Source organism: Serratia sp. BIGb0234, from assembly GCF_024809915.1.
Lineage (GTDB): Bacteria > Pseudomonadota > Gammaproteobacteria > Enterobacterales > Enterobacteriaceae > Serratia > Serratia liquefaciens.
The window spans coordinates 620,853-645,757 of record NZ_JANUEI010000003.1 but is presented as its reverse complement, the minus strand read 5'-3'; the positions used below and the strand labels follow the sequence as shown (position 1 = coordinate 645,757).

Sequence of the window (24,905 nt, the reverse complement as noted above, 5' to 3'; positions counted from 1 at the left end):
AAGCACAAATGGCTCTATCACTGAGCGGCACAGGTCTAAGCTCGGGGTAAATTGCCCATATCTGCAACAGCCGCCACAAGTTACGATCGCCAGCGCTTGCAGCCCCGGGCTTTTTCCGCAAGACTGAGGGATGTAAGCGATTACCCAGGATGTATGACAGATATGGCTACCATAAAGGATGTTGCCAGGCTGGCGGGTGTTTCCGTGGCCACGGTATCCCGCGTAATAAACAATTCTCCCAAGGCCAGCGAAGGCTCACGCACCGCCGTGCTGGCTGCGATGGAACAACTGCAGTATCACCCAAACGCCAATGCCCGCGCGCTGGCACAGCAATCGACCGAAACGCTCGGGCTGATCGTTTCCGACGTCTCCGATCCTTTCTTTGGTGCCATGGTCAAGGCCGTGGAACAGGTGGCCTACGCCACCCACAATTTCCTGCTGATTGGCAACGGTTACCACGAGGCAGAAAAAGAGCGTCAGGCGATTGAACAGCTGGTACGCCACCGTTGTGCCGCACTGGTGGTACATGCCAAAAAGTTGACCGACCGTGAGTTAAGCGGGTGGATGCAGCAGATCCCGGGCATGGTGCTGATTAACCGCACGCTGCCGGGCTTTGAATCGCGCTGCGTGGCGCTCGACGATCGCTACGGTGCCTGGCTGGCGACCCGCCACCTGATCCAACAGGGGCACCAGCGTATTGCCATCATCTGCTCCACCCACCAAATTTCCGATGCGGCGGACCGTCTGCAGGGCTATCTCGATGCATTGCAGGAGCACGGCATTGCGGTAGATGAAAAACTGATTGCCTACGGCGAGCCAGACGAGATTGGCGGCGAACAGGCGATGACCGAGCTGCTCGGGCGCGGTAAAAACTTCACCGCGGTCACCTGCTACAACGACTCAATGGCCGCCGGTGCCCTTTCGGTACTGAGCGACAACAGCGTGGATGTGCCGGGGCAGATGTCGCTGATTGGTTTCGATGACGTGCTGATTTCACGCTACCTGCGGCCGCGTCTGACCACTATTCGCTATCCGGTGGTGGCCATGGCGACCCAGGCGGCCGAACTGGCGCTGGCACTGGCCAACAATCAGCCGCTGCCGGAGATCACCAACATGTTCAGCCCGACGCTGGTGCGCCGCCATTCGGTGGCCAGCATCAATAACGTTTACGAGCAGAACTAGATCAACTCCCGGTGATACAGCCGCACCGGGCGATCGGGGTAATCCAGCGCATCGCCGATGTAGCGCCAGCCATGGCGCTCATAATAGCCGCTAAAGTCACTGTAGAGATAAAGCTCACTGAAGCCGGTGCGTCGGGCGTAGTCTTGCACATGCTGCTGCAACCGCAGCCCCAGACCGCTGCCGCGCTGGCTTTCGTCGACATACAGCGCCGCCAGCCAGGGCGTCAGATCCTGCCGACTGATCAAGTCGCAGCGCCATAAGCCGACGGTGCCAACCACTTTATCGTCCTGCAGGGCGATAAAAGTAATGGGCAAATCGGCTCCGCACAGCCCGCTGTCCACCACGCTGGCGAAAAATGCCCGGCTGCTTTCGCTGCCAAACGCCTGCCACAGCCAATCAATCACCTGACCGCGATGCTGTGGATAATCCGCCAGAAGCCTAATCTCAGTCATCTCTTCTCTCTTTTCCCATTGTCTGGCATCAGTCTACGGACGTTGCGCCACAACACAATCCCGGCGGAAAAATCCCACGCAGCCAAGGGGTAAGCCTATGCTAGACTGAGCGATATTTACCACAGCGGATGTTGAAAGGGGTAAGCCACTGATGATCACCATGTTGGATGTTTCCATTCGCGCGGGGGTATCCAAAGCCACGGTTTCACGCGTGTTAAATGGCACCGGCCAGGTGAAAAAGAGCACCCGCGATGCGGTGTTCAAGGCCATGGATGATTTGGGTTACCGCCCGAACTTCCTCGCCCAATCGCTGGCAAACAAAAGCTCCAACAGCATTGGCCTGGTAGTGTCCAATTTCGACGGCCCCTACTTCGGACGCCTGCTTCGTCGCGCAGCCAAGCTGATCGAGGCCAGTGGCAAACACCTGATTGTGACCGACGGCCACGACACGCCGGAAGATGAACTGCAGGCGGTACAGCTACTGGCGGATCGCCGCTGTGATGCCATCATTCTGTATACCCGTTTCATGTCAGAAACTGCGCTGATGAAGCTGCTGGACAGCCTGCCGGTGCCGATCATGGTGATCAATCGGGATCTGCCGCAGGCGCGCGCACGCTGCGTGTTCTTCGAACAGCAAAAGGCGGCCTTCCATGCGGTGGATTATCTGATTAGGCAGGGGCATCGCGAGATCGCCTGCATTACCGGCCCCATCGCCACACCAACAGCACAGGCGCGGCTGGCAGGTTATCAACAAGCGTTAGAGCAGCACCATATTGCCTTCAACGAAGCCCGCGTGGCCTACGGTGACAGCAGCGTGCAAAGCGGATATCAGGGCACCCGGCGTTTGCTGGCCGAGCATATCGATTTCAGCGCGCTGTTCGCCTGCAACGACGACATGGCGGTCGGCGCGATGAAGGCGCTGCTCGATGCGGGCAAACGCCTGCCGCAGGATGTCTCACTGTTCGGCTTTGACGACGAGCCCAGCGCCGCCTATTTGCAACCTGCACTATCTACCGTGTATCTGCCGATCGACGTGATGATCGAAGCCGCCATCAGCCAGGCTTTTCGCCTGATCAATGGGGAAGACACACAGCCACTCACCCCGTTCACCGGCGAACTGCGGCTGCGTGAATCGGTGCTCCCCGGGCCTTACGCCGACTGATCCCTCCGGGCGCTGTCGTTGAAACCACGATGCGCCCAAAAGCATCAGATCTGTTCCAGCGCAATCAGCTCTTCGATGGTCTGGCGACGACGGATCAGGCGCGGTTCACCGTTCTCAAACAGCACTTCCGGCAGCAGCGGGCGGCTATTGTAGTTTGAAGACATAGACGCGCCATAAGCACCGGTGTCATGGAACACCAGATAATCGCCAACCTGCACCGGCGGCAGCTCGCGGGTTTCAATACCGCCACCGGCCTGCTGAGTAAAGACGTCTCCGGATTCACACAGCGGTCCGGCAATCACGGTTTCACGCAGTGGCTGGTGTGCGGTATCGCGACCGTCGGCCGGCAGCAGGGATATGTGGTGATAGCTGCCGTACATTGCCGGACGCATCAAATCATTAAAACCGGCATCCACCAGCACAAAGTGCCGGCTGCCCATGTCTTTCACTGCGCGCACCTCGGCGACCAGCACACCGGCTTCTGCCATCAGGAAACGACCCGGTTCGATCTCCAGCTTCACCGGATGACCCAAATGTGCGGCAATACGCTCGCGGGCGCTGTTCCACAGGCCAAAATAGTGTTCGGTATCGATCGCCTCTTCGCCGTACTGATAGGGGATCGACAGCCCGCCTCCGGCAGAAATCGCACTGATGTCCTGGCCGAGGTCGATCACCTGTTGCACCATGGCGTCACACACGCGCTCCAGATGCTGGTAGTCCACCCCCGACCCTATATGCATATGCACGCCAATCAGCTTCAGACCGTATTGCTGAATTTTTTCCACCGCCTGCGGTAAGTCGGCATACCAAATACCGTGCTTGCTGTTCTCACCGCCGGTATTGGTTTTCTGGCTATGGCCGTGACCGAAACCTGGATTGATGCGCAGCCACACCGGATGCCCGGCAGAGACCTGCCCCAACTGTTCGAGCATGTCGATCGAACCGACGTTGACCGGGATTTTCAATTCGCTGACGCGAGCCAGAGTCGCGTGATCGAGCACATCGGCGGTAAACACGATTTCGCTTGGTTCGCCACCCGGCTGAAAACCGGCCTGCAACGCACGTTCAATCTCGCCTAACGACACCGAGTCCACCTTGACGCCCTGCTCACGCATCAGGCGCAAAATATGAATATTCGAGCAGGCCTTCTGGGCAAAACGGATCACGTCAAAATGCCGCAATTGGCTGATGCGCTCGCTGATAATCGCTGCGTCATAGGCCCACACAGGGCAACCAAAGCGCTGAGGCAGCGCCAATAGGTTAGCGGCGTTAAGAGCGGTAGAAGTGTCGTGCAAAGCGCGTGGCATAGTGATGTTCCCGGTTCGAAAATGGTATGCCCTCAATATTGCCGCACTCTTTCTCGGGTGGAAAATATCTATTTAGCCAGAGTCTATTCATTTATGATATGGCTTTGCTCATGATGGAGCCGCCCGATGCACGCGATAACCCTGCGCCAGATTGAAATCTTCTATGCGGTGATGACGACCGGCAATCTGACCGAAGCCGCCGCGCTGCTGCAAACCTCGCAGCCCACCGTCAGCCGCGAGCTGGCGCGCTTCGAGAAACTGATCCAACTGCAGTTGTTCGAACGGGTGCGCGGGCGATTATCCCCCACGGTACAGGGCCTGCGGCTGCTGGAAGAGGTGCAACGTTCCTATTACGGTCTGGATCGCATCGTCAATGCCGCCGCCGGTATCCGCCAGTTCCAGCAGGCGCAGCTTTCGATTGCCTGCCTGCCGGTATTTTCACAATCGCTGCTGCCGGCGGTGTGCAAACCCTTTATCGATCGCTATCCGGAGGTCAGCTTCAGCGTGATACCGCAGGAATCACCGTTGCTGGAAGAGTGGTTATCGGCGCAGCGCCACGATTTGGGCCTGACGGAAAATACCCTGACTCCGGCGGGCACCGAGCGAATGACCTTGATGACGCAGAACGAAGTGTGTGTCTTGCCGGCCAGGCATCCGCTGCTGGCGAAAAAGCGGCTGACGCCGCAGGATTTTGCCGGACAAAACTTTATCAGCCTGTCGAACACCGACAGCTATCGCCAACTGCTGGATTCGCTGTTCAGTGAGGAAGGGGTTAATCGCCGGCTGGTGATGGAAACCCACAGCGCAGCATCGGTCTGCGCCATGGTCAAAGCCGGCGTGGGGGTATCGATAGTCAATCCGCTAACGGCGTTGGACTACGCCAACAACGGTATACATATACGGCCATTCAGCGTTGACGTGCCCTTTACCGTTAGCCTGATCCGCCCGCTGCACCGCCCATCGTCGGCGCTGGTCACGGCCTTTACTCAACATTTGCAGCAACAGGCACAAACGCTGCCCGCCCGTCTGGCTGCCGTGATTACGCGCTAGCCGGGCGCTTGGCGCGGCTGAACGTCACCAGACACAGTACCAGACCCAGCAACGCGATCCCCGCAGCGGCCAGCGGTACGCTGGTCAAGCCCAACCCCTGCGCTATCACGACACCGCCGACCCAGGCACCAATCGCGTTACCGACGTTGAACGCGGCAATGTTCAGCGTGGACACCAGATTGGGGGCCTTTTTACCGTAGGTCACCACGTTGATTTGCAGCGCCGGTACGGCGGCGAACGCCGCAGCGGCCCACAGGAACAGGGTAATTTCAGCCGGTACCATCGAATGGCTGGTCCAACTGAACAATGCCGCAAAGCAGGCGATCACCAGGAACGTACAGGTCAGCGTCAACGGCAAGCGCCAGTCCGCCAAACGTCCACCCAGGATGTTGCCCAGCGTCAGACCAACCCCCATCAGCAACAGCGTCCAACTGACGCCATGGGAAGAAACACCCGTCACCTCGGTCAGTAACGGGGCAATATAAGTAAACAGCGCGAACATCGATGCGGCAAAGGCCACGGTCATCAGCAATGACAGCCAAATACCGCCGCCGCGCAACGCCGCCAGCTCTTTTTTCAGATCCGTCGGGGCCTCGTCCTTCACGCTGGGCAGCTTGCTGTACAGCGCCAACAGAGAGAGCACGCCAATGACCGCCACCGCCCAGAACGTCGAACGCCAACCCAGCGCCTGACCCAGTGCGGTACCCAGCGGCACACCGAGCACGTTTGCCAGCGTCAGGCCGGTGAACATCAATGCCACGGCTGAAGCCCGGCGGTTTGGCGGCACCAGATTGGCCGCAACCACCGCGCCAATACCGAAGAAGGCACCGTGGCACAAGGCGGTGATAATGCGCGCCAGCATCAGGAAGTCATAGCTGTACCCCAGGGCGCACATAATATTGCCGAAGATGAAAATCACCATCAGCAGCAACAGCGTTTTTTTGCGCGGCAGCTTCGCGGTCAGCAAGGCCATGATGGGTGCACCGATAGCCACGCCAAGGGCATAGCCGCTGATCAGCCAGCCGGCAGAAGGAATGGAGACCTGCAGATCTCCCGCCACTTCAGGCAGCAACCCCATGATCACAAACTCGGTGGTGCCAATAGCGAATGCACTTAATGCCAGTGCGAGCAGAGAAACAGGCATGCGGAAAGCTCCCAGTCAACAAAGCCCCGGTGTCAGGCACTCGGGGCCGGTAAAAACACATAAAATTGACGGGCAGCCCGGCAGGCTGCCCGCGAAAAAGGGTCAGAGAGGGTGTTCAAAGAGCGGGCTTAACTGCTTAACCCTATAATTATTAAGTCTTATTCACGCTTTTCACGTTACAGAAATAGCACGCAATCCCGCGTAAAAACCAGTGGCAAAACGGCCGCTGCGCACAAAAAGCCATGCCTGGCTCGCTAACTGTTTGAATGCGCTGATGATGAAAAATGTGTAAAAATGTTACCCGTGTGTTAACGCTATCAGCGCAGCGTCGCCTGCCAATCCGGATCGTGGGCAAACCACTCCACCAAAAAGTCCAACATGGTGCGTAATGTCGCCGGCATCTGGCGGCGTGAGGTATAGATACCGTAAATCCCCATCGACTGGGGCCGATAATCCGGCATCAGCTCAATCAGTTCGCCACTGGCCAGTAAAGGGGCTGCAGAATAGTAAGGCTGCATGGAAATACCCGCGCCTTGTACCGTGCCCGCCATCAACACCACCGATTCGTTGGCGCTCAGGTTGCCGCTGACCGCGACCGCCGACTTCACGCCCTGAAGGTCAAAATGCCACAGGCTTTTACCGAAGTAGGAATAAGTCAGGCAGTTATGCAGCGCCAAATCCTGCGGATGACGCGGCGTGCCGTGCGCCGCCAGATAGGCCGGGGAAGCGCAGACCACGGAAGCACAGGAGGATAATGGCCGGGCGATGAGATTGGGATCCAATTCGTTAGTGATGCGTAACGCCAGATCGATACGCTCCTCCACCAGATTTACCGTGCGATTGTTCATTTGCAGATCTACTGCAACCTGCGGATGGCGTTTCAGGTATTGCGCCACCGCGCCCACCAGCGCCGTCTGGCCCAGCGATTGTGAACAGGTAATGCGTAACAGGCCACGCAGCTCGTCACTCTGCTCCCCTTCGACCAAATCGATTTCGCCCGCCAGCGCCAGCATCTGTCGACAGCGTTCCAGCGTGCGCTCACCGGCGTCAGTCAGACTAAGCTTACGAGTAGTGCGATGCAGTAAACGCGCGCCAGCCCATTGCTCCATTTGAGCCAGATAACGCGTCACCATCGCCCGCGACATTTCCAACGTTTCCGCGGCGGCAATCATGCTGCCACGGTCGACGATGGTGATAAAAACCTCAGCAGCGGTAATGCGATCCATGATTCGTCCGATTTACGCAATGAATAGTTGCTCATTATCCGGTTTTTCTATCGCTTTATGCAACCTAACATCTATACAACATTAATCGCATCCCAAGGACCTCTACCCATGTTTAAGAAATCATTGTTGACCCTGGCTTTTGCCGGCATCGCCACAGTAAGCACCTTCGCTACCGCCGCCAACACCCTGACGATGGAAGTGTATAACCCAGGTGAGAAAAGCGTGTTCCCGGTGTCTTCCGAAATCATCAGCGGCAAACACGAAGTCGCACTGATCGACGCCCAGTTCCAGCGTAACGATGCGGAAGCCCTGGTGAAAAAGATCAAGGCGACCGGCAAGAAGCTGACCACCGTATACATCAGCCATTCAGATCCGGATTTCTATTTTGGTCTGGACGTCATTAAAGCCGCGTTCCCTGAGGCTAAAATCATCGCGTCACCGGGTACCATCGAAGAAATCAATGCCACCAAAGACGGCAAAGTGGCGTACTGGGGCCCAATCTTGAAGGACAACGCGCCGAAAGCGGTGGTGGTGCCTCAGGCGTTGCAGGGTGACAGCTTCACCGTAGACGGCCAGAAAGTGGAAGTGAAAGGCCTGACCGGCCCGACGCCAGAACGCACCTACGTGTGGATCCCAGCGCTGAAAGCGGTAGTGGGCGGTGTGCCGGTAGCCGGCGACAATATCCATCCGTGGATTGCCGATAACCAAACCGTTGAATCCCGCGCGCACTGGCAGCAAACGCTGGAAGGCATCAAAGCGTTGAAACCGGAAGTCGTGGTCCCTGGCCATTTCCTGCCGGGGGCAGACCAGACGCTGAAGTCCGTCACCTTTACCCAGAACTACCTGACCACGCTGGAAGCTGAACTGCCAAAAGCCAAAGATTCTGCAGCACTGGTGGCGGCAATGAAAAAGCATTACCCGGATCTGAAAGACGAATCCAGCCTGGAACTGAGCGCCAAAGTGCTGAAAGGCGAAATGAAGTGGCCGCAATAAGCACGCCGAAACACCCAGGCCAAGGCGCTACTGCTACCCAGCCGCCGCAAAGGCGGCGGGTATAACGAGGAAAAGACATGACCGGTACGACTCTGCACTACATTTTCGATCCGCTGTGTGGCTGGTGCTATGGCGCAGCCCCGCTGGTGAAGGCGGCCAAAACCATTCCAGGGCTAACCATCGCCCTGCACGCCGGCGGTATGATGACCGGCAACAACCGCCGCCAAATCACGGATGAATGGCGCAATTATGTGATCCCGCATGACAAGCGCATTGCGGAGTTAACCGGCCAACCCTTTGGCGAAGCTTATTTCAATGGATTGTTGCGTGATACCACCGCGGTGATGGACTCGGAGCCGCCGATTACCGCCATACTGGCAGCGCAAGCGCTGGCGGGACGCGGGCTGGATATGCTGCACCGCATTCAGGAAGCGCATTACCAGGAAGGTCGACGTATCGCCGACACGCCGGTGCTGGAAGCGCTGGCAAAAGAGCTGGGCTTGCCCTCTGCTCCGTTTATCGCCGAAATGCGGTTTAACGCCGGTGCGCCAACCGCGCAGCACATCGCGCAAAGCCGGGCATTGCTTGCCAAGGTTCAGGGCCAGGGGTTCCCAACTTTCGCTCTGCAAGACAGCGAAGGCCAGCTGCGCCAGATCCCGGCGGGCAACTATCTGGGCAACGTTGAGGCCTGGAAAGAGTTATTGAGCGGCGCCGCTACCTGGGCCTAATACCTGTTACGGCTGCCGGGTGTTCAAAGTATTGGATGCCCGGAGCTGATTATTCAACCCGTACAAAGTGTCCTTCCGCACGCACGTTAAAACCGAACCCGCAATCCCCCTCGGTGTGCATGTCCAGACCATCGCTACCGAACTGCATCGCCACATCGCACGCCATCACATCTTCCGGTTCCCGCTGACGGTATACTGCTTTGCCGTGCTCTATCGGCAACGTCTGAGTAAACTCCCCCATATTCGGCCCGTAATACAACCCCATCTGCGGCATGTAATAGCCAGAGTAAACGATCAGCCAGCGGCCATCTTGCGGCTTGACCTCAACCTCGCTCCAGACGCCACGCCCGGCATATTGCCAATACACTCCGCCCGGCCCGATCGACGGCGTTCGTTTCGCCAGCCGCTCCTGCAACAGCTTGAGATTATGTTGGGACTTGCTGTCTTGTGGTGCCAATTCTAAATAGGCACGCGCCTTAAGCAGCTCGCCGGCGTGTATCAGCGCCAGCGCTACGTTGTTATAAGCAGTGGCCGTTGCCTGGCTATCCAAACCACAGAACTCACTCCAGGCGGCCTGATCGCGGAAAATATCTGCGGCGCGTGGGTAATCGCCACGCTGATAGGCATTTTTGCCCAACTCGGCATAGCTTGCGACCTTGTGACAATCGGCATCAATATCCGGCTCGTCAATCTGCGCCATCGCCTGGTCGCAGGCAAGCGCACCATAGGCCAACAGCAGGGGAACCCACGCCTTCATCACTTATCCTTTCCGCAGTAAACGAGCCAAATTTCGGCGCCAGTATAACCGCCAACCGCCACCGCATCACCCCTGACGATTCAGCCGCGATATTTCAAACGGTTAGCGGCGTTAAAACTGCTTACAGTCAACGTTTGTTTGTTACCTGTCCCCGGCCCATGCTGAAAAAAAGATTAAACCTGCGAGAGTCCATGAACGCTATCCCCACACCCAAACACGCCGTCTGGCAACTGATTAAACCCTTCTGGGTCTCGGAGGAGAAACTGCGGGCCTGGGCGATGCTGATCGCCATCATCGCCTTGTCACTGGGGTTGGTGTACATCAGCGTGCTGATCAACCAGTGGAACCAGGTGTTTTACGACGCGCTGCAAAATAAAAATTACCCGGTATTCAAGGCGCAGCTGTGGCGCTTTACCTATCTGGCGCTGATTTTCATCGTATTGGCGGTGTTTAAAATTTACCTGACACAGGGCCTGCAGATGCACTGGCGGCGCTGGATGACCGAAAAATTCATGGGTAAATGGCTGGCGCATCAGGCGTATTACCATACCGAACAGCAGCAAATCGTCGATAACCCGGACCAGCGTATCGCCGAGGATCTCAACGTGCTGACCCAATACACGCTGTCGCTTTCGTTGGGGTTACTGTCCAGCCTGGTGACGCTGTTTTCTTTTATCGCCATCCTGTGGCATGTCAGTGGCCCTATTACCTTTGTCATCAGCCAGCACGCTATTACCCTACCCGGCTATATGGTGTGGTTCGCTCTGCTGTACGCCGGACTGGGATCACTGCTGATTTGGTGGGTCGGCAAACCCTTGGTACAACTGGGTTTTAATCAGGAGCGCTATGAAGCGAACTTTCGTTTTGGGCTGATCCGCATCCGCGAAAATAATGATGCCATCGCGCTGTATCACGGCGAGCCGCATGAAGCACAGCAGTTGGGCGGGCGCTTCGAAGCCATCCGTGCCAACTGGTGGTCAATCATGCGCATTACACGGCGGCTCAATATTGCCTCCAATTTCTACAGCCAATTCGCCATTGTCTTTCCGCTACTGGTGGCCGCCCCACGCTATTTTTCCGGCGCCATCCAAATGGGCGGAATGATGCAGATAGCCTCCGCTTTTGGGCAAGTACAGGGCGCTCTGTCCTGGTTTATCGATGCCTTTACCGATCTGGCCACCTGGAAAGCCTGCGTTAACCGTCTGGCCGGTTTTAACGCCGCCGTGGATCAGGTGCACCATCAACAGCGAGGCATTCAATTGCAGCCGGAGAATGAACAGCCGATGGTCCTTGACCGCCTCAGCCTGCAATTGCCGGATGGCCAACGCTTACTGGAGCCGACCTCAATGACGCTCAAACGTGGCGATCGGGTGCTGATCGTTGGCCCCTCCGGCTGCGGTAAATCAACCCTGTTGCGCGCCATTGCCGGTATCTGGCCGTATGGTTCCGGTGCGATTGGGCTCGACGCCGCCAGCAGTACGTTATTCCTGCCGCAACGCAGTTATATTCCGATCGGTACGCTGCGAGAGGCGCTCAGCTATCCGCATCTTGCCGCCGAGTACAGCGATGAACAGCTGCTGAAAGCCCTGGATAACTGCCGCCTTAAACACCTTCAGCGCTGGCTGGATACCAGCGCCAACTGGAGCCAACGCCTGTCTCCAGGTGAACAGCAGAGATTAGCCTTCGCCCGTGCGATTCTGACCCGCCCGGACATTTTGTTCCTCGACGAAGCCACCAGCGCGCTGGACGACGAGACCGAGCAACTGATGTACTGCCTGTTGGTGGATGAATTGCCGGATGTGACGCTGGTTAGCGTGGCGCACCGCAACAGCGTGGCGAAGTATCATCAGAGCTGCTGGCGCTTTAGCCGCGCGGAAGAAAGCCAACCGGCACGCATGGCACTCAGCCCATTGCCGGTTGCCGGCTAAGTGCTCGGGCGCAGCCTGTACGGTTGCGCCCGGCTTTACTCAGATGCCATCGGCCTGAACGTCCTCGCATTTCACCCGACGCCTTTCGTGCCACAGGCTGGTCAGCCCACGTTTGCCGCACGCCAACGCCACTTCGCGAAACTCATCCAGGCTTAGCCCATCGCGTTCCAGCATCATTTCCGCTGCCAGCTGCATATTTACCCCGGTCAGCACTTCGCAATCACCGCGCTCGTCCGCCAGTTCGCTGGCGCAGCGAAACGGCGATCCGCCGAGCATATCGGTGAGAAACACCACGCCGTCCGCCTGCGCCACTTCGGTTAGCGCCGCATTAAGGGCGCCCCTTAACTGAGCGGTGCTCATCTGCTCCGGGAAATTGACCGCGACGCAATTTTGCTGCGGCCCCACCACCTGTTCTACCGCCTGCAGCAGGCCACTGGCAAAGCTGCCGTGGCCGGTAATCACAATGCCTGGCATCGCCCTTTCCTCACAATAAACCGATAAATTTGCCCACGACGCCAATCACCACCGTCACGCCAATCAGCTTCACCGGCGAGAACCCTCGCTTCATCAGGAAGAAAATCAGCAGCGTAAAGCACAGCGGCAACAGATTGGGCATCAGTTTGTCCAGCACGTCGGTCTGCAACGCCACACTGGCCTTGCCGGCATGCATCACCAACGGGGTGGAAAGATGGACATAGGAAGCCACCAGCGCGCCGATCACCGTCATGCCGACAATCGAGGCGGCGTGTGATATTCGTCGGGTATGGGTTTTCAGCAGCGCCAAGGCGCTGGTGCCGGCCTGATAGCCATAATGCGCCAGCCCGAACCGCAAGCCGAAGTGAAAAACGTTAAACAGCAGCAGGAAGACGATCGGCCCGAACAGGCTGCCTTCCAGCGCCAACGAGGCGCCGATCCCGGCGCAGATCGGCAGCAGCGTCAGCCAGAACAGCGCATCGCCAATGCCGCCCAGCGGCCCCATCAGCGCCACTTTTACCGCACGAATGGTAGAAATCTTCTCCTTGTTCTGTTCCATCGCCAGCACCAGCCCGGACAGGAAGGTGACGTCGAACGGGTGCACGTTGATAAACTCCATGTGCATCTTCATCGAATTGGCCAGATCCTGCGGATTGCGATGGATCTTGCGTAATCCTGGAATTAACTGATAAAGCCAGCCACCGGCCTGCATACGTTCGTAGTTGAACGACGCCTGTAGCAGTAAGGAACGCCATGCCATGCGGTTGATATCGCCACGGGTCAGCGCCTCTGCCGGCTCGCTGTCGACATAATCGTCCTGGTCTACCTGACTGGTCGCCAGGGCCTGCGCCATACGCTGTTCCGCTTTTTGCGCCAGCAGATCGTCGGAATCATTAAATGCCATCTTCAGCATCCTCCTGTTGTACGGACGGTTTGGGCGTGTCCGCCCCGGCTCGTTGGCTGTTAAAGAAATCGATCAGTGCGATCGCCAGTGCCCCCAGCGCCACCGCCAGGATCGGCAGTTTCAGGAAGGTGACGGAAATAAAGCCGAGGATGAAATAAGCCACGTAGGTTTTTTTCATCATCACTTTCATCAACAGCGAGAAACCGATCGCCGGCATCATGCCACCCGCCACCGCCAGGCCGTCCAGCAGCCAGGTCGGTGCTTTTTGCACCATGGCGCTGGCCGCATCGGCACCGAAATAAATCGGCAAAAAAGCCACGACAAAATAGAACGCGAACAGGATGCTTATGCCGAGATAATTCACCCGTTCGATACCGCGCCAGTTCAGCTCTTTCACCATCCGATCGCAGCGGTGCATCATCGGTGAAAACAGGGTAAACAGCAGCGTAATACAGCCCTGCACCGCGATAGAAAACGGCACGGCCACGCCGATCGCCACCTTGGGATCGGCCTTGGTCAGGATGGCAAACGCCGTGCCGATCACCCCACCAATCACCACGTTCGGCGGCTGGGCGCCCGCCAGCGGCACCATGCCCATCCATACCAATTCCAGCGTACCGCCCACCAGCAGACCTGTGTATACATCCCCCAAAATCAGGCCGACCAACGGCCCCAGCACCACCGGGCGATGAAAGTGGGTCAGTCCGTCAAACAGATCGACCCCCGCCAACCCGGCCAACAGTGCAATCAATAACGCATCAGTTAACATGATTTCCCCCGAACTCAGAACAGCAGCTTGCCGACCGCCTCACCCGCTTCATCCGGCACCCGGCGTACCTCGCATTCAACGCCAAGCGCCGCCAGTTCGCGAAAAGCGGCGACGTCGCTCTCATCCAGCGAGACCGTTTTATGCACCTGACGCTTCCCCTCGGCAAAATGCATGTTGCCGACGTTCACGAAGCGGATCGGCACCCCGCCCTGCACCAGCCGCAAAACATCCTGCGGCGTTTTGCATACCAAAAAGATCTTCTGGCGATCCGCCGCCTTGTGGATCACGTCGATGGTTTTCTGCAGCGTGAAGTAGCGCGTCTGCACCCCTTCCGCCACCACCATATCCATCAGGTTCTGCTGCACAGGATCGGCTGCCGCTTCATCGTTGGCCACCACCACCAGATTGGCGCCCAAGGTGTTGGTCCAGGTAACGCCGACCTGGCCGTGCACCAGTCGGTTATCGATACGAGTCATCAAGATATTCGGCATTTCAATGCACCTCCGGATAACAGGCGGCATGGTAGTCGTCGAGCACCTGCGTCACCTTATGCATTACCCAATCCTGCGGGTCGTTGCTCAGTTCCCCGGCATTCAGCGCGCGGGCCTGATCTGGCAGATACTGGCTCAACAGCGCTAACGGCACCGGATGGCGGCGCAAGTTGTCGATCAGGCTATCTACCGCCTGCTGCACCTGTGGTTGCGGCCAGTAATAACGTACCCGGTCACTCAGGCTGTAGTGGCGGTCGAGATACTGCTGATGAGGGTTGCCATGGTAGTAACGGCTCCACTGCTGTGGCTGTTCGCGCATGACCTGCTCCAGCGTGGCGCACAGCTGCGCCGACTGATGTTCACCAAGCCATTCACGTTCAATGTGATCCAGTGCGAACAGCGCTTCACGCAGTGCGAAAGTCAGTGCCGGGCCGACTTTCAGGATGGCAAAATGATCGCCCACCAGCTGTCGATAGGCCTGCGGCGGTTGGTAATCCGTCGAGTGCGCCTCGTACACCATGCCCGGCTGCCGTTCGATAAAGCGGCTCAGTTCATGGGCCCGTTGCGGTTGATAGTGCTCCACGCTGTGATGATCAAACTCAACGCCCGGCTGCACCACCAGCGCAATGGTTCGCGTCCAGGCATCGACCAGTTCGGCTTGCTGCCAGGCCAGGCGATGGATTTCAAGCGTTTGCTGCACCGCCCGTGGCGTGGTGACCTGCATACCTTCCAACGCCTCCTGTGCGCCGCCCGGCACCGGCACTTCGGTCCCTATCACATACACCGGCGGCTCACCGCCGCTTTGCTGCCAGGCGCGTTCAGCAATGGCGCACAAACATGCCGCACGGGCAGCGACGGTTTCATCATTTAGAGGGAAAGGATCGCCAGCGCAGGACATGGAACAATCGAGGTGGATTTTGCGAAAACCGGCGCGAACATAATCGTCGATCAGCGTTTCCGCCAACTGCATTGCTTCTTCTGCCGGCCGATCCTGCCAGGCGTTGGGGCCGAGATGATCGCCTCCCAGCCACAAACGATCGCGTGCCAACCCTTCCTCGTCCGCCAATCGCCACAGGGCGTCGCGGAACTGTTCCGCCGTCTGGCCGGTGTAGCCGCCAAACTGATTGACCTGATTCGAGGTGGCCTCGACCAGTACCGGCGTACCGCGCGTTTTGGCCTGCCGCAGGGCCGCTTTCAGCACCCAGGGGTGAGCGGAACAAACGGAAAAGATCCCGACCGGTTTACCGGCCTTGTGCTGCTCAACAAGCTGTAACAACTGCTGCATGAATCCCCCACGCAGGCGCCGTACTACCGATCGGCGATGACTACCTCCACGCCCAACTCGGTTAACGCCCGCTCGTAATCGTCCGGAAGAAGGCTGTCGGTAATCAGCCGATGAATTTGTCCGGCTTCGCGAATCATGCAAAAGCTCTTGCGACCAAACTTGCTGGCATCCGCCACGGCGATAATCTCGCGCGCCACCTCGCACATCACGCGGTTGAGGTGTGCCTCTCCAGGGTGAGGCGTGGTGATACCGGCAGCCAGATCGAAACCGTCGACGCCCAAAAACAGTTTGTCGAAACGGTACTGGCGCAATTGCTGCTCGGCAGCCGGACCGTAGAGCGAGTAAGAATTACGGCGCACGCTGCCGCCCAACACCATCACCTCCACCCCATCATTACCGGAAAGCTCATAGGCAATGTTCAGCGCATTGGTCATCACCACCAGATCGCGTCGTCCTTTCAGGAACGGCACTATCTGGGTGGTGGTGGAACCGGAATCGAGGATCAGCGCGTCGCCATCACGCACATAGCTTGCCGCTACGCTTGCGATCTGCGACTTCACATCGCGGTTCAACCGTCCTTTGTCATGCAGTGGACGATCGAAGGCAAATTGCTGATTGAGCATTGCGCCGCCATAGGCCCGTAGCGCACACCCTTTTCGTTCCAGAAAGCGCAGATCGTTGCGGATCGTCACCGTGGATACTGCAAACTGTTTGCTGAGCTGCTCCACACGAACGCTGCCGTGTTCGCATAACAGATCGATAATGTGTTCACGGCGCTTTGCGGTATTCACTGGCATGAGCTGCGGTCCTCAGGTTTCCGGCCAGGCCGGGGAGAAGATGGCTTTCGCTCTACTGCGCAGGCATTACAGCAAAGCGAAAGCAATGAAATTGTGATCGCGGTTACAGCGCTGTTTTAGCAGAAAAAGTGGCTAAAAACCTTTCGAATCGAAATGAAGTGAAAATTAATGGCCGCAGCGAAAGGCAAAATGAAATGTCAGGGCGAGCGCGGTAGCCGGGGTGAGAAGCCTGCCGCAATGCGCAGAACGAAAGCGTCCACGCAACGACCAGGTTGGCCGACTTTTAGTTCACCGGGTGATCGGGATCACATAATCGTAATTATGCGTATTCTGCGTGCCGCTTACGGCAGGGGAAAGGCTTGCGCACTGCTGAATCGGCCCCTTGTCAGGCCAGGGGTTCTTCCCTACACTTGCGCGCAGATATCGGCCCCTGCCGGTACGTAAGCGTTAACGTCAATCAACGCATCATGCCGTGCAGAATTGATTGACTGCATGCCCTGGTGCGAGGAACTGATGCCACAACCCACTGTAACCCCAACGCCTGCTGCGACAAAACGCAGCCGTTTACGTCACCCCTTGTTACTGGTTGCCGGCATTATGCTGGTCGCTGCCAACTTGCGTGCCGCGCTGACCAGCGTGGGGCCGCTGCTGGAACAGATCCAGCAGCAGTTGATGCTTTCCGCCACTTCGGCCGGCCTGCTTAATTCACTGCCGCTAATCCTGTTTGCCGTGCTGTCGCCGGTCACGCCCGGTCTGGCGAAGCGCATCGGCATTGAGCGTACGCTGGGCATGGCATTGCTGTTGCTGGTGATTGGTATTGTGCTGCGCTCGATGCCGCAAACCGGCATGTTGTGGTTGGGCAGTATTTTGATCGGTGCGGCCATCGCCTTTGCCAACGTGGTACTTCCCACGCTGGTGAAACGCGACTTCCCGAGCCGAGCAGCCGCCATGATTGCCGCCTATGCGGCAGTCATGTCACTGGTAGCAGCCACAGCCTCCGGCCTGGCGGTACCGCTGGCGACATTGCACGATCGAGGCTGGCGTTTTTCCCTGCTGTGCTGGAGCCTGCCGGCGCTGTTGGCGCTGATTGTCTGGCTGCCGCAACTGCGTCGCTCTTCGGCCCCGACGGCCGGTAACGCAACACCGGCTCAACCCGCCCTGTCACGTTCCCCCTGGGGCAGTGCTCTTGGTTGGCAGGTGGCGCTGTTTATGGGCCTGCAATCCATCACCTTCTACACCATTATTGGTTGGTTCAGCACCTTTGCTGCCAGCCACGGCACGTCGCCGCAACAGGCCGGTTTTGAGCTGTTTATCTATCAGGTGGTGGCGATCGTCGCCAACTTTGTCATGGTGTTTATTCTGCCGCGCGCCCGCGATCAGCGCGCCATCGCGCTATGCAGTTCTCTGCTGATTTTTATCGGCGTCGCCGGTCTGCTGCTGCTGCCGGGTTACTCTTTGGTGTGGTTGATTTTTGCCGGACTGGGGGCGGGGAGTTCTTTGGTGCTGGCGCTGTCCTTCTTTGGCCTGCGCAGCAGCCATCATCATCAGGCCACGCAGCTGTCGGGCATGGCGCAATCGGTCGGCTATCTGTTGGCGGCGCTGGGACCCACGCTGTTCGGTTTGTTACACGATCTGACTCAGGGTTGGCGATTGCCACTGATGGTTCTGCTGTGCCTGACACTGTTGCAAATGCTGTTTGGCATGTTGGCCGGGCGCAATCAGGTTATTCGTTAACCTCAGGGGGAATGGGGTGTTCCGGCCCGGATTCCCCGGCGTCGTCCTGCCAGAGGTCGTTGATAAAATCCCGTTGCTCGCTCGTCAACTGCCATGACGGGGGGATTTTGGCCGGACTTTCATCCCGGTCGCCCCCTGTGCGCTTTACGCGTTTTTTTTCCATCACCCTACTTCCTAAATAAACAGCCAATAAATCACGGCGGCGACGGCCAACCAAAACACCCCGCAGCCGATAAATACGCACAACCAAGTTTTACGTTTAATATCCGCGTCATCCTTGCCTATCACAGTCACTCCATCCAATAGATTAAACTAATCGATAATCGATTATTGATCTATTTAAACGATCAATAAAGTAGTTTGTTCCTATGGTAATTATAAAAATACATGCTACCCACTTAGAGGGATCCACGTAAATGAAGGGAGAACGCCCGAGGGGCGCGGTTCTCGGCACACAAGAATGAGTCCCGCACGGGACCTCTGGCCGTTTTTTATGATACTGATGACAAGGACAAAACAATGGGTAATACGAGCTTTATTGAAATAAAAAACTATTAAAAAACCAAATTAATCGCACGATCGACCAAGACCATGATTAACACAGGGTTAAATGGGTTATTGAAAGGGAGTTGAAGGGAAAGGATGGTCCGGGCAGCGACCGCCGCCCGAGTGATATCAATCAGTCAAGATGGGAAACCGAGTCTTTACTGGCAAGTTCACGATCGCTGCCGGTCAATTCGCTAAGGTGCCCATCGCGCATTTGCAACAGGCGGTCCGCATGCTCGAAATAGTGATCGTCATGGCTAATGGCAAACACCGTTTTACCCAGCGCGCGCAACTGCGGCAGCAATTCGCGGTAGAAGATACGTCTAAATTGAGGATCCTGATCCGCCGCCCATTCGTCTAATAGCAGAATATCTCGCTCTTCGGCCACCGCCAGCAACAGCGCCAGACGCTTGCGTTGCCCCTGGGACAACTGAGGATTAGTCACCCGAAGACCGTCAAACTCCAGCTTGTTTTTCATGTTCAGGCGATGAAGCCAGCTTTCCACCAGTTCAGCATCCGGCTGCTCGCCCTCAGGCCCCTGCAAATGCTGGAACGGATGAAAATCGGTGAAAATGGCGGAAAACAACCGGCGATAGTCATGCATGTCCGCCGGATACTGCGCAATGCCGTCCAGCAGTATCTGCCCGCTGACCGGCTGATACAGCCCGGTCAGCAGCATGGCCAGCGTCGATTTTCCGCTGCCATTGCCGCCAATCAGGAACACCAATTCGCCGCGGCGCAGCGTCAAATTCAGCGGGCCCACGGCGAATCCGGCCTTTTCTTCCGTCGCGCCATAATGGAACATCACCTCACGCAGCTCCAATGTTTGCCAGGCCTTGGTCGTTCCCGTCGGAAATTCCTCTTGATAGTCGGCGAGCCGTAAGGATTTGACCTTGTTGAAAGCCACTTCTGCGCTGATAAGCGTAGGGAATGCCCCCACCGCCTGCAGCAACGGCGTGCGCAGGAACAGCAGCGTCAGTGAATAGGTCGCCGCCACGGCGGTATCGGCCCAGCCCAGGCTGTTGGCCATATAGAACACCAGGCCTATCGCGCCCAGCATCATGATATTCGACCAGTTCACCGCGCTGAGGTGGAAGGTATCGGCACGAATAATATGATGGCGATACTCTTCGGCATCCGGCTGGTAGGCCTGGCGGTAAAGCGCTTTGGCGCGATCGCGGTTCAACGCCAGCTCTTTGCGGCCGTCAATGGCCGACTGATAGTGCTGATAGAGTCGCTCTTCAGATTCACGCACGTTGGTCAGGTGACGATAGACCCGCGATACCAGACAGCCGCTGCCAAACACCGTCACCGCGACCCAAATAGCGGTCACCGCCAGCATCTGCGGCGACAGCCAGCCCAAATAAGCTGCCGACCCCAACGTCAATATCACCCCCTGAACCAGTTCGGGCAAACGCACAAAAGCCAGGGTAATATTGCGAATATCGCTGGCCAGGCTCGCCAGCAATGCCGCACTGCCAAGCTGCTCGATCCGCTCAATATGGGTATCCATGATCCGCTTCACCAGTTGACCGCGGAGCCGAAACACGAAGTGGTGGCCCAAGGCGGTCAGCGCCAACTGCGAACCCAGCGTCACAGCCATCAGCAATGCCAGTAACCCGAGAAACTCCGGCAATACCGCCAGCGGATCGCCCGCCGCCGTCATCAGCCGCAGGTTGATAAAGGCAATGATGCCGATACCCAATGCCGCGCTGGCCATGGTTAACGCCATTACCGCCACAAACGGCCAGCGATATTGGCGGTAAACCACCCGTAGCAACTCCATGAAAAACCCTTACCCTGAAATATTGAGATGGCAGGCATTGTAAGCGGCCAAAAAGTGATATCAATAACAATTCTCATATTGTCGTCGACGATTGATTCCTGCCCGAGAGGATTTACACTGGCTGGAGATCTGGGACAAGGAAAACCAAGACTGATGCTGCCTACACATGAATATGCCAACGATCTGATCCTGTTCGCCTTAATTGTTGACTGCGGTTCTTTCAGCAAAGCCGCAGAAACGGCCGGCATCACCAGTTCGGTGGTCAGCAAGCGTATCGGACGTCTGGAGAAATCCCTCGGCGCGCGCCTGCTTTACCGCACCACCCGCAGCCTGACGCTGACGGAAAATGGCCGCAGCCTGTATCGCCAGGCCAAAGAGATCAGCGCCAAAATTCAAGATGCTTTGAATGTCGTCAGTGAAAATAGCGACGAGTTGACTGGCGTCATCCGCATGTCGGTACCGACGATTTCTGGCGAGCTGCTGCTCAGTGAGAGCGTGGCCGAATTTTGTGCGCGGCACCCGAACCTGAAGGTAGAGATGCGGCTGGAAAATCGCTTTGCCGATCTGGTCAACGAAGGGATAGATTTGGCGATCCGCACCGGCACCCTGCCGGACTCAAGCCTTATCGCACGCCACATTCTTGACTCCCGATGGGTAATAGTCTGCTCGCCCGGTTATCTGCAACAGCATGCCGAACCCCATTCGGCCGACGATCTGCTCAAGCATAATTGCCTGACCTACACCTATCAGGAAAGTGGTACCGACAACTGGCTGATGAAGCCACCGGGCGGCGGCGAAATTTATGAGCTACAGGTTAAAGGCAATTTGTCGGCCAATAACGCGCGGGCCATCCGCAAGGCGGCGATCGGCGGTTATGGCATTGCCATGGTGCCACGCTGCATGGTATTTGAGGATTTGCAGGCAGGAACACTGGTAGAAGTCTTGTCCGGGCACTGTGGCAAGATATTAGGCGTTTACGCGGTTTACCCGTATACCCGCAATTTACCCTTAAAGACCCGGTTGTTGATCGAACATATCATCGCGGGCTATCAAAATATCAGCCATTATTTTTGAGGTCGATCACAATATTATTCCCACCAGCAGTAAGATGCCGACGGGGGATTACGTCATTTTTGGGGATAATCTATGGTCAATTAACGCCTAATTAATGTGAACCAGCCCCACCCACATCTTAAGTGAAAATTCAACTCATTGATTTTTAGATAAATACAACCTCACCTTTCATATACCAATAGTCTCATTTCGTAATCATCACGCCTAAGCACTTCGATGTTAAAAAATTGCCGTATAGCACCGCCACCAATGTTGTGATTAGAATAAAAATGTTGCGGCAATTAACTATTTAGCTACATCTCCGTGAAAATAAAAATAATAACCGAAGAGGATCTTATGTCCCTTTTTTTCAGCGTTGCGCCCATCGTCCTGCTGATTTGGATGATGACCAAAAGGAATGGCGTTCCCTCTTACCTCGCTCTGCCGCTGACGGCTGCCGTCGTGTATACCGTGCAGCTACTGTGGTTCGACAGCGCCCCCCTGCTGTTGCATGCCAATATCGTCACTGCATTGGTGGCGGTTTTGACCCCTATCACCATCATCGCCGGTGCGATTTTGCTGAACAAACTGATGCAGATCAGCGGGGCGGAAAACGTGGTACGCCGCTGGTTGGAGAATATCAGCCCCAATCCCGTGGCCCAGTTGATGATCATCGGTTGGGCATTCGCGTTCATGATAGAAGGTGCCAGCGGCTTCGGCACGCCGGCGGCTATCGCGGCCCCGATTCTGGTGGGGTTAGGTTTTAACCCACTGCGGGTTGCCCTGCTGACGCTGGTGATGAACTCGGTGCCCGTTTCCTTCGGCGCCGTGGGCACCCCTACCTGGTTTGGCTTTGCCAATCTGGGCCTGTCGGACGCCAGCCTGCTGGAGATTGGCCGCCAGACCGCGCTGATCCACTTTGTCGCCGGGTTTGCGATCCCGCTGCTGGCGTTGCGTTTTATCGTTTCCTGGCGGGACATTCGCCGCAATCTGCCTTTTATTTTGCTTAGCGTCCTGAGCTGTACCCTTCCCTATCTGCTGCTGGCGCAGGTGAATTATGAATTTCCGGCGCTGGTCGGCGGCGCCATTGGCCTGGCGGTGTCGGTGTTGCTGGCCCGCGCCGGCATCGGCCTGGTACGGGTTGATAAAAACCAGGAACGCGGCCAGCCGGTGCCCTTTATCCAGGTGCTCAAAGCCATGACGCCGACCCTGCTGCTGATTGCTATCCTGATAGTGACCCGCATCCACCAATTGGGCATCAAAGCGCTGCTCAACAGTTCGGCACCGCTGTGGCAAGGGAGCCTCGGCTGGTTGGGTGAGCTGCGCGTCAGCGACGCCCTGATTATCGAGCTGCAACAGGTGCTCGGCACGCAGGCCGCTGCCAGCTACAAAACGCTGTACGTGCCCGCGCTGATCCCTTTTCTGCTGGTGGTGGTGCTGTGTATTCCGCTGTTTCGGCTGAACCGTCACCAGGTCAAACAGATGTTTAGCGAAACCGGTCAACGGATAGCCAAGCCCTTTATCGCCCTGTTGGGGGCCCTGGTGATGGTCAACCTGATGATGCAGGGAGAAAACGACGCGCCGGTGATCCTCATTGGCAAAGCGCTTGCGGCACTGACGGGGGAAAGCTGGCTGCTGTTCTCTTCTTTCCTGGGTGCGCTGGGGTCGTTCTTCTCTGGCTCTAATACCGTTTCCAACCTGACGTTCGGCGGCATTCAACAGTCGATCGCCCTGAGCAGCGGACTCAACGTCAATCTGACGCTGGCGCTGCAATCCGTCGGGGGCGCCATGGGCAATATGGTGTGCCTGAACAATATTATCGCCGTCTGTTCGATCCTCGGGATCGGCAACGCCGAAGGAAAAATCATCAGAAAGACCGTGCTGCCGATGCTGGCGTACGGAGGGATCGCTGCCGTCATGGCCCAGATCCTGGCTCTCTGATCCAAAGTACGTTATCGAAAGAAGGTAAAAAACATGATCATCTCCGCCTCAACCGACTATCGGGCCGCCGCGCAAGCCAAGCTTCCGCCCTTTCTGTTCCACTATATTGACGGCGGGGCCTACGCGGAGCATACGCTCAAGCGTAATACCGAAGATCTGGCCGATATCGCCCTGCGACAGCGTGTGCTGCGCAATATGTCGGACCTCAGTCTGGAAACCCACCTGTTCGGCGAAAAGTTGGCGATGCCGGTAATACTGGGCCCGGTCGGGTTAACCGGCATGTATGCCCGTCGTGGCGAGGTACAAGCGGCCCGGGCTGCTGCGCAGAAAGGCATTCCCTTTACGCTGTCTACGGTTTCGGTATGTCCGATAGAGGAAGTCGCGCCGGCCATCGATCGGCCCATGTGGTTCCAACTGTACGTGCTGAAGGACCGTGGCTTTATGCGCAATGCGCTCGAACGTGCCAAAGCGGCCGGGGTGAAAACGCTGGTGTTCACCGTTGATATGCCGGTCCCCGGCGCGCGCTATCGCGACGCCCATTCCGGTATGAGCGGCCCTAACGCTTCCCTGCGCCGCGTGCTGCAGGCCGTTACTCACCCGCAGTGGGCCTGGGACGTTGGCCTGCTCGGCAAACCTCACGATCTGGGCAATGTGTCAGCCTATCGCGGTAAACCGACCAGTCTCGAAGACTATATCGGCTGGCTGGGGGCCAACTTCGATCCTTCCATCTCATGGAAAGATCTGGAGTGGATCCGTGAATTCTGGGAGGGGCCGATGATCATTAAAGGGATTCTGGATCCCGAAGACGCCAAAGATGCAGTGCGATTCGGCGCCGACGGCATCATCGTATCCAACCACGGCGGCCGTCAGTTGGACGGTGTACTCTCAACCGCACGCGCCATGCCGGCGATCGCCGATGCGGTAAAAGGCGACATTACGCTGCTGGCCGACTCCGGCATCCGCAGCGGGTTGGACGTGGTGCGAATGATCGCTCTGGGAGCCGACAGCGTACTGCTGGGGCGCGCCTTCGTTTACGCACTGGCCGCCGCCGGGCAGGCCGGTGTCGCTAACCTGCTGGAGCTGTTGGATAAAGAGATGCGCGTCGCCATGACGCTCACCGGAGCAAAAACCATTGCTGAGATTGGCGCCGGCTCTCTGGTCCACGGACGCGGCTAGCCCCCTCTCCTGGCGGATCC

24 protein-coding genes are annotated in these 24,905 nt (G+C 57.3%); 10 read left to right on the top strand and 14 right to left on the bottom strand.

Annotation, left to right across the window (positions count from 1 at the left end; translation table 11 throughout):
• Positions 1-162 precede the first annotated feature (162 nt).
• Positions 163-1,182, top strand: a complete 1,020-nt coding sequence (gene galR, locus M2407_RS15810; RefSeq protein ID WP_020828407.1) for an HTH-type transcriptional regulator GalR — start codon at positions 163-165, stop codon at positions 1,180-1,182.
• Here galR and M2407_RS15805 read toward each other — a convergent pair.
• A complete protein-coding gene (locus tag M2407_RS15805) occupies positions 1,179-1,634 on the bottom strand; it encodes a GNAT family N-acetyltransferase (RefSeq protein ID WP_046372750.1) in 456 nt (151 codons plus the stop codon). The two genes, galR and M2407_RS15805, sit on opposite strands and share 4 nt — an antisense overlap.
• Before the next feature lie 151 nt (positions 1,635-1,785).
• Between M2407_RS15805 and M2407_RS15800 the strand changes: the two genes are divergently transcribed.
• The gene (locus tag M2407_RS15800) at positions 1,786-2,796 is read left to right on the top strand and encodes a LacI family DNA-binding transcriptional regulator (protein ID WP_116691841.1); all 1,011 of its coding nucleotides are present in this window, start codon (positions 1,786-1,788) and stop codon (positions 2,794-2,796) included.
• Between the two features lie 44 nt (positions 2,797-2,840).
• Here the strand turns inward: M2407_RS15800 and lysA are convergent, their stop codons facing one another.
• Positions 2,841-4,103: a diaminopimelate decarboxylase gene (gene lysA / locus M2407_RS15795; protein WP_128865139.1), complete on the bottom strand. Its 1,263-nt coding sequence runs from the start codon at positions 4,101-4,103 to the stop codon at positions 2,841-2,843.
• A gap of 126 nt (positions 4,104-4,229) precedes the next feature.
• Between lysA and M2407_RS15790 the strand changes: the two genes are divergently transcribed.
• Complete coding sequence (locus tag M2407_RS15790) at positions 4,230-5,153, top strand: LysR family transcriptional regulator (protein WP_259218572.1); 924 nt, start codon at positions 4,230-4,232, stop codon at positions 5,151-5,153.
• Here M2407_RS15790 and M2407_RS15785 read toward each other — a convergent pair.
• Entirely contained in the window at positions 5,143-6,297 is a 1,155-nt protein-coding gene (locus M2407_RS15785; protein WP_046372746.1) for an MFS transporter, read from the bottom strand. The genes M2407_RS15790 and M2407_RS15785 overlap by 11 nt on opposite strands.
• 317 nt (positions 6,298-6,614) lie before the next feature.
• The gene (locus M2407_RS15780; RefSeq protein WP_020828415.1) at positions 6,615-7,523 is read right to left on the bottom strand and encodes a LysR family transcriptional regulator; all 909 of its coding nucleotides are present in this window, start codon (positions 7,521-7,523) and stop codon (positions 6,615-6,617) included.
• 108 nt (positions 7,524-7,631) lie between these two features.
• On the opposite strand from M2407_RS15780, the gene M2407_RS15775 reads away from it, so the two are divergent.
• Both M2407_RS15775 and M2407_RS15770 read left to right on the top strand, forming a co-directional pair.
• Complete coding sequence (locus M2407_RS15775) at positions 7,632-8,516, top strand: MBL fold metallo-hydrolase (protein WP_020828416.1); 885 nt, start codon at positions 7,632-7,634, stop codon at positions 8,514-8,516.
• A gap of 77 nt (positions 8,517-8,593) precedes the next feature.
• The gene (locus tag M2407_RS15770) at positions 8,594-9,244 is read left to right on the top strand and encodes a DsbA family protein (protein WP_116691837.1); all 651 of its coding nucleotides are present in this window, start codon (positions 8,594-8,596) and stop codon (positions 9,242-9,244) included.
• A 49-nt stretch (positions 9,245-9,293) separates the two neighbouring features.
• On the opposite strand, the gene M2407_RS15765 is transcribed toward M2407_RS15770, so the two are convergent.
• Positions 9,294-10,001, bottom strand: a complete 708-nt coding sequence (locus M2407_RS15765) for a tetratricopeptide repeat protein (protein ID WP_187961856.1) — start codon at positions 9,999-10,001, stop codon at positions 9,294-9,296.
• Between the two features lie 191 nt (positions 10,002-10,192).
• Here M2407_RS15765 and M2407_RS15760 point away from each other — a divergent pair, with 191 nt between their 5' ends.
• A complete protein-coding gene (locus M2407_RS15760; RefSeq protein ID WP_201896044.1) occupies positions 10,193-11,929 on the top strand; it encodes an ABC transporter ATP-binding protein/permease in 1,737 nt (578 codons plus the stop codon).
• 39 nt (positions 11,930-11,968) lie between these two features.
• Here the strand turns inward: M2407_RS15760 and agaF are convergent, their stop codons facing one another.
• From agaF to agaR, 6 genes are read right to left on the bottom strand one after another with little or no spacing between them, the layout of a single operon-like run.
• Entirely contained in the window at positions 11,969-12,403 is a 435-nt protein-coding gene (gene agaF / locus M2407_RS15755; protein ID WP_020828420.1) for a PTS galactosamine/N-acetylgalactosamine transporter subunit IIA, read from the bottom strand.
• Between the two features lie 10 nt (positions 12,404-12,413).
• On the bottom strand, positions 12,414-13,307 hold the full coding sequence (locus M2407_RS15750) for a PTS system mannose/fructose/sorbose family transporter subunit IID (protein ID WP_046372743.1): 894 nt from the start codon (positions 13,305-13,307) through the stop codon (positions 12,414-12,416).
• Entirely contained in the window at positions 13,297-14,076 is a 780-nt protein-coding gene (gene agaW, locus M2407_RS15745) for a PTS N-acetylgalactosamine transporter subunit IIC (RefSeq protein WP_142814503.1), read from the bottom strand. The genes M2407_RS15750 and agaW overlap by 11 nt, the downstream gene beginning before the upstream one ends.
• A gap of 14 nt (positions 14,077-14,090) precedes the next feature.
• Positions 14,091-14,567, bottom strand: a complete 477-nt coding sequence (gene agaV / locus M2407_RS15740) for a PTS N-acetylgalactosamine transporter subunit IIB (protein ID WP_044553202.1) — start codon at positions 14,565-14,567, stop codon at positions 14,091-14,093.
• A 1-nt stretch (position 14,568) separates the two neighbouring features.
• Positions 14,569-15,852, bottom strand: a complete 1,284-nt coding sequence (locus tag M2407_RS15735; protein WP_259218570.1) for a D-tagatose-bisphosphate aldolase, class II, non-catalytic subunit — start codon at positions 15,850-15,852, stop codon at positions 14,569-14,571.
• Between the two features lie 23 nt (positions 15,853-15,875).
• The gene (gene agaR / locus M2407_RS15730) at positions 15,876-16,649 is read right to left on the bottom strand and encodes a transcriptional repressor AgaR (protein ID WP_037418365.1); all 774 of its coding nucleotides are present in this window, start codon (positions 16,647-16,649) and stop codon (positions 15,876-15,878) included.
• Between the two features lie 513 nt (positions 16,650-17,162).
• On the opposite strand from agaR, the gene M2407_RS15725 reads away from it, so the two are divergent.
• Positions 17,163-18,383, top strand: a complete 1,221-nt coding sequence (locus tag M2407_RS15725) for an MFS transporter (RefSeq protein WP_128865146.1) — start codon at positions 17,163-17,165, stop codon at positions 18,381-18,383.
• On the opposite strand, the gene M2407_RS15720 is transcribed toward M2407_RS15725, so the two are convergent.
• From M2407_RS15720 to M2407_RS15710, 3 genes are all read right to left on the bottom strand, one after another.
• A complete protein-coding gene (locus tag M2407_RS15720) occupies positions 18,373-18,546 on the bottom strand; it encodes a hypothetical protein (RefSeq protein ID WP_165366299.1) in 174 nt (57 codons plus the stop codon). The two genes, M2407_RS15725 and M2407_RS15720, sit on opposite strands and share 11 nt — an antisense overlap.
• A gap of 11 nt (positions 18,547-18,557) precedes the next feature.
• Positions 18,558-18,671 (bottom strand): YmiA family putative membrane protein, encoded by a 114-nt coding sequence (locus M2407_RS15715; protein WP_122080111.1) that lies wholly within the window; start codon positions 18,669-18,671, stop codon positions 18,558-18,560.
• Between the two features lie 391 nt (positions 18,672-19,062).
• A complete protein-coding gene (locus M2407_RS15710; RefSeq protein ID WP_259218567.1) occupies positions 19,063-20,715 on the bottom strand; it encodes a multidrug ABC transporter permease/ATP-binding protein in 1,653 nt (550 codons plus the stop codon).
• 153 nt (positions 20,716-20,868) lie between these two features.
• On the opposite strand from M2407_RS15710, the gene M2407_RS15705 reads away from it, so the two are divergent.
• The 3 genes from M2407_RS15705 (at position 20,869) to lldD (ending at position 24,885) form a co-directional block, all read left to right on the top strand.
• Positions 20,869-21,789, top strand: coding sequence for a LysR family transcriptional regulator (locus M2407_RS15705; protein ID WP_122080113.1), 921 nt, complete (start codon positions 20,869-20,871; stop codon positions 21,787-21,789).
• Between the two features lie 336 nt (positions 21,790-22,125).
• Positions 22,126-23,709 (top strand): L-lactate permease, encoded by a 1,584-nt coding sequence (locus tag M2407_RS15700; RefSeq protein WP_174574711.1) that lies wholly within the window; start codon positions 22,126-22,128, stop codon positions 23,707-23,709.
• 33 nt (positions 23,710-23,742) lie between these two features.
• Positions 23,743-24,885, top strand: coding sequence for an FMN-dependent L-lactate dehydrogenase LldD (gene lldD / locus M2407_RS15695; protein ID WP_020828431.1), 1,143 nt, complete (start codon positions 23,743-23,745; stop codon positions 24,883-24,885).
• Positions 24,886-24,905 lie beyond the last annotated feature (20 nt).

Coding starts and splice junctions, on each gene's coding strand:
- galR (WP_020828407.1), top strand. CDS start 163: ATGGCTACCATAAAGGATGTTGCCAGGCTGGCGGGTGTTTCCGTGGCC.
- M2407_RS15805 (WP_046372750.1), bottom strand. CDS start 1,634: ATGACTGAGATTAGGCTTCTGGCGGATTATCCACAGCATCGCGGTCAG.
- M2407_RS15800 (WP_116691841.1), top strand. CDS start 1,786: ATGATCACCATGTTGGATGTTTCCATTCGCGCGGGGGTATCCAAAGCC.
- lysA (WP_128865139.1), bottom strand. CDS start 4,103: ATGCCACGCGCTTTGCACGACACTTCTACCGCTCTTAACGCCGCTAAC.
- M2407_RS15790 (WP_259218572.1), top strand. CDS start 4,230: ATGCACGCGATAACCCTGCGCCAGATTGAAATCTTCTATGCGGTGATG.
- M2407_RS15785 (WP_046372746.1), bottom strand. CDS start 6,297: ATGCCTGTTTCTCTGCTCGCACTGGCATTAAGTGCATTCGCTATTGGC.
- M2407_RS15780 (WP_020828415.1), bottom strand. CDS start 7,523: ATGGATCGCATTACCGCTGCTGAGGTTTTTATCACCATCGTCGACCGT.
- M2407_RS15775 (WP_020828416.1), top strand. CDS start 7,632: ATGTTTAAGAAATCATTGTTGACCCTGGCTTTTGCCGGCATCGCCACA.
- M2407_RS15770 (WP_116691837.1), top strand. CDS start 8,594: ATGACCGGTACGACTCTGCACTACATTTTCGATCCGCTGTGTGGCTGG.
- M2407_RS15765 (WP_187961856.1), bottom strand. CDS start 10,001: ATGAAGGCGTGGGTTCCCCTGCTGTTGGCCTATGGTGCGCTTGCCTGC.
- M2407_RS15760 (WP_201896044.1), top strand. CDS start 10,193: ATGAACGCTATCCCCACACCCAAACACGCCGTCTGGCAACTGATTAAA.
- agaF (WP_020828420.1), bottom strand. CDS start 12,403: ATGCCAGGCATTGTGATTACCGGCCACGGCAGCTTTGCCAGTGGCCTG.
- M2407_RS15750 (WP_046372743.1), bottom strand. CDS start 13,307: ATGGCATTTAATGATTCCGACGATCTGCTGGCGCAAAAAGCGGAACAG.
- agaW (WP_142814503.1), bottom strand. CDS start 14,076: ATGTTAACTGATGCGTTATTGATTGCACTGTTGGCCGGGTTGGCGGGG.
- agaV (WP_044553202.1), bottom strand. CDS start 14,567: ATGCCGAATATCTTGATGACTCGTATCGATAACCGACTGGTGCACGGC.
- M2407_RS15735 (WP_259218570.1), bottom strand. CDS start 15,852: ATGCAGCAGTTGTTACAGCTTGTTGAGCAGCACAAGGCCGGTAAACCG.
- agaR (WP_037418365.1), bottom strand. CDS start 16,649: ATGCCAGTGAATACCGCAAAGCGCCGTGAACACATTATCGATCTGTTA.
- M2407_RS15725 (WP_128865146.1), top strand. CDS start 17,163: ATGCCACAACCCACTGTAACCCCAACGCCTGCTGCGACAAAACGCAGC.
- M2407_RS15720 (WP_165366299.1), bottom strand. CDS start 18,546: ATGGAAAAAAAACGCGTAAAGCGCACAGGGGGCGACCGGGATGAAAGT.
- M2407_RS15710 (WP_259218567.1), bottom strand. CDS start 20,715: ATGGAGTTGCTACGGGTGGTTTACCGCCAATATCGCTGGCCGTTTGTG.
- M2407_RS15705 (WP_122080113.1), top strand. CDS start 20,869: ATGCTGCCTACACATGAATATGCCAACGATCTGATCCTGTTCGCCTTA.
- M2407_RS15700 (WP_174574711.1), top strand. CDS start 22,126: ATGTCCCTTTTTTTCAGCGTTGCGCCCATCGTCCTGCTGATTTGGATG.
- lldD (WP_020828431.1), top strand. CDS start 23,743: ATGATCATCTCCGCCTCAACCGACTATCGGGCCGCCGCGCAAGCCAAG.